Origin of the sequence: Campylobacter concisus (genome assembly GCF_902460595.1) — a bacterium.
Lineage (GTDB): Bacteria > Campylobacterota > Campylobacteria > Campylobacterales > Campylobacteraceae > Campylobacter_A > Campylobacter_A concisus_BL.
Genome location: NZ_CABPVA010000016.1, coordinates 1 through 4111, shown reverse-complemented (window position 1 = coordinate 4111; position 4111 = coordinate 1). Strand labels below are relative to the sequence as shown.

General features: G+C 32.2%; 4 protein-coding genes. All 4 read right to left on the bottom strand.

Annotated features, from left to right (window positions below):
• Window positions 1-1023 (bottom strand): hypothetical protein (locus F3G86_RS09970; protein WP_149723765.1); only part of this gene is annotated, 1023 nt, incomplete at its 3' end.
• Entirely contained in the window at window positions 1020-1790 is a 771-nt protein-coding gene (locus F3G86_RS09965; protein ID WP_107964806.1) for an oxidoreductase, read from the bottom strand. The genes F3G86_RS09970 and F3G86_RS09965, both read right to left, overlap by 4 nt.
• A 26-nt stretch (window positions 1791-1816) precedes the next feature.
• Window positions 1817-3124 (bottom strand): glutamate-1-semialdehyde 2,1-aminomutase, encoded by a 1308-nt coding sequence (locus F3G86_RS09960; RefSeq protein WP_149723764.1) that lies wholly within the window; start codon window positions 3122-3124, stop codon window positions 1817-1819.
• A 23-nt stretch (window positions 3125-3147) separates the two neighbouring features.
• On the bottom strand, window positions 3148-4111 hold a 964-nt coding region (locus tag F3G86_RS09955), incomplete at its 5' end, for a nucleotidyltransferase family protein (protein ID WP_149723763.1).

The following is a 4111-nucleotide window of genomic DNA, read 5'->3' as shown; positions in this document are numbered from 1 at the left end:
ATCTATATCTTTTAAGAGTAAATTTTTATCAAAGTATTTTACACCCCGAAATAGTGGCACCATTTTTGTACCCATACCTCTTTTAAAATGTGCTATATTTATCTGTTTTTCGTCTAAATAGTCTAAAAAACCATCCACTAAGTTATACCCTGCAGGCTGAGAGTACTCCATATGCTTAAAACCCATATCATGAAAATACTCGGTAGCTTTTTGCAAAATAGCGTGATATATAGGAATTCTCATATTTGTAAATTCTGGATCATCCGTACCGCTCATATATACAACAACTTCGCTCGTATGTAAAAAATAGCAAAGACCTATAAATTGGCCTTTATATCTTAATCCTATAATAGTAGCATTGCCATTTTGTAGCATTTCATACTGCTTATCAAAGGTTGTTTTAGGTCTTGTTTCTCTACCAGCAGCCTTTTTGTGAAGCTCTCTATATGCCTCATGGATTTCGTAGCTTGGATTTTCTTTAGATACTACAACAAAATCATATTCACTATTTTTAAAAATTCCATTTATTAACGGCTTATAACACTTTCTTAATCTTGTCCACAAAGTACTTTTTTCACTACAAAGATCAAGCACGCAGTTGCTTCCAGTAGCATCTATAAAGCCATATTTGATAAGAAAGTTATATTTGTTAAAAAACTCCATAACCAAAGAGTCCAAATAAAACATTATCTTGCCAACATTATAGTTTTTACTTATCTCAAAAATTTCTTTAAAAACTATGTCATAAACTCTATCGCTTATCGCAAGCGGAGCAACTGTAAAATATCCAGACAAAGATATAGAGACAACGCTATTTGCTTGCTCTACTGGCAAAAAACAAATTCCAACACACTTGTTGCTCTCAACAACCACAAAGCTTTCATCACTAAGTATATCTTTGGAATAAAATTTCATGTAGTCCAGATATGAGCTTAGATATCTTGGGCTGTGAATATTTTCTAAGATATATTCCTGCCATCTAGCTTCAAAATTCTCACGATCCTCTTTATAGCGCACTATCATATGCTAAATCCATCGTCAACTACGATATTTTGACCATTTACATACCTACTCATATCGCTTAGCAGATACACCAAGGTGCCTTTTAAGTCACTATTGTTTAACATACCCTTGTTTAGGCACTGATCTTTATATTTTTCCAAAAACGGCTCTGGCTGGTTATCAAATATACCGCCAGGACTTAGCGCATTTACCTTTATATTCATCCCTTTAAAATACTTTGCCATATATTTAGTAAGGTGTATAAGCCCTGATTTTATGGCAGCATATTCAACCGGCATAGTCATTGTTGTGTTGTTATATATTTCAAATTTTGGAGCAACCACGCCATAGATCGAGCATATATTTATGATATTTCCATATCCTTGCTCTTTAAAATATCTTGCAAACTGCTGAGATGCGGCAAAATAACCACCCAAATTTAGTCCCAAATTTTCTATAAAGTCACTATACTCAACATCAAAAAAGTGCCTTCCATAGTTCTTGTTTCGAGGGTATGCATTATTTACTAGTGCATCTATCCTTTTATACTTATCATGCAAATATTTTATACAAGCCTCCAAAGAGTCTTTAGACGTGATGTCGAGCTTCACAAAGTCTATATTTTTTGAATTTAGCTCTTTAGATAGCGCCTCTTTTGCCTCTTGTCCTATTTTTTCATTTATATCCGCGATGATAGCTATGCCATTATTTTCAACAATAGCTTTTATAAATTCCTTACCAATAAGTCCAGCTCCACCAGTAACGACAACTACTTTATCTTTTAACACTGCTGTTCCTTATATAAATTTTACTTTTAGTTAAATTTTCTAAACACTGGTTTGACGGGTGGCCCAACTAACAAATCGTTAACCTTATTTGTTTCTATAGCCAAAGCCAACAACTTTAAAGACCTCTCAAATGCCTCAATTGTTTGAGAAATTTCACTATCTCTATGCGAAAAAGATGGATTGATTGATTGCGCTAAAACTCCATTTTTTATCATTTCTTGCTGAAAAAGTGTTCTCATAAAATTATCTTTAAAATAAAAATATGGCCTGCAATCAACTCCCATTATTTTGGCATATTCCTGAATAGAATACTTTTCAGCAATACTATTAAAACTATCTTTTATTTTTTTCCCAACACCCCAAATATACTTTGTGACCTCATAGTTGTTTTGATTTAATATTTCTATATTTTTTTGAGCAGCCCTTAAATGATGAGTCTCGCCACCATAAGTGGTAGAGAGTAGAAAAACACGCTCTTGATCATGCTCTAGCCCACCAAGTTTCATAATATCTCGTCTACCGACCAGAGCCGAAATAGAAAAACCATTTGCTATTGCTTTACCAAAAGTAGACAAGTGCGGGGTCACTCCATATAAATATTGAGCACCTCTTGGATGAAATCTAAAACCGCTCACAACTTCGTCAAATATTAAAACAATTCCCTCTTTTTCACACAAATCCTTAACATTTTGCAAATAACCTTCTTTAGGCTCCTCTGTGGCAGCCGGTTCCAATATAACGCAAGCTATACCTGCCTTTTTATATTCATCTATTTTATTTTTTAAATCATCCAAATCATTATATTTAAAATGTTTGGTTTCAGATTTTGTTCTTTGTGTAACACCGCTAGATATTTCAGTATCACCTATAAACCAATCATCTATTGAAAAAAATGGTTGATCAAAACATCTTAATACTATTTCTTTTCCTGTATATGCCCTAGCAAGTTTTACGGCTGCAGTAGTGGCATTAGAACCATTTTTACCAAATTTAACCATTTCTGCAGATGGAATTTGATTTGATATCAACTCAGCAACTTCTGCTTCTAGAAACGAAGGTCTTATAAAATTACAACCATTGTCTAGTTCTTTTTTTACAACATCAAGTATTGGATCATACGCATGTCCTAGCAGTACAGACGTTAATCCCATTCCCCAATCAATAAACTCATTACCATCTACATCCCATATTCTTGCACCTTTGCCTTTGACAATAGAGTGCGGAGATAACTGAGGGAATTGATCATCGCCCTTGCTGTAGGTATGTGCTCCTCCTGGTATTAAAAAAGAGGCCTTTTTTCTTAAAATATTTGACTTATCAAAATTGCTAATCATTTGTTATCCCTTTATCTATATTATTACTGAAACATGCAAGCAAAATCTTGATGGGCTTTATAAAAATCATCTGGTTTTCCTATGTCTAGCCAATACCCATTAATTTTATAAGTTCCTATTTTTTTACCATCTTTTATTAATTCATCAAAAAGGCTAGTTATATCATATTTTTCATTATCTGGAACATATTTTAAAACATTTGGGCTTAAAACATATATACCTGCACTAGTTTCATATGTTTTTATCGGTTTTTCTATTATATCACGCACAGTATTGCCTTCTTTTGATATAACTCCATAAGGTATTTGAATGTTATATGATATTGTGGCAATTGTTACATCGTATTTGTTTGTTTCATGAAAATTTAAAATATCTTCAAAATTTACATTAGTCAATATATCACCATTCATTAAAATAAATGGCTCACTAATACTATCCTTGTCAAGCATACAAAGACACCCAGCTGTTCCTAATTTTTGCTTTTCAACTAAATACTTTATATTAACATCCAATGTATTTCCATTATTAAAAAAGTCAATGATTTGGTCAGCCATATAGTTAACACTTATATAAAAATTAGAAAACATATATGTTTTAAATTGTTCTATGATAGTTTGAAGTATTGGCTTTCCACCAATGCTTAACATTGGCTTAGGTATTTTTTCTGTAATTTTACCAAGTCTACTACCTAAACCACCAGCCATCAAAACAACTATGTTGTTTTTGGTTAGCATTTGCTTAACACTCTTAAACTCTATAAATTCAAAATCCTCATTTAATACTGGTAAAATACCATATCTAAGTAGTTTCAGTAGCTCATCTTTGCTATACTGTTTCAAATATTCCAAATAATGAAAATTCTTATTTATTACCTTTATAACTTGATCATTATTAGTTACATCACCATATATCAAAGCCCGTCTAATATCACTTGTCGATAAAGTACCAATTATTTTTTTATTACTTATTACATATAAGGAATCTATA

Excerpts from the sequence above, each read along its gene's own strand:
- F3G86_RS09960 (WP_149723764.1), bottom strand. The coding sequence starts at position 3,124 with ATGATTAGCAATTTTGATAAGTCAAATATTTTAAGAAAAAAGGCCTCT.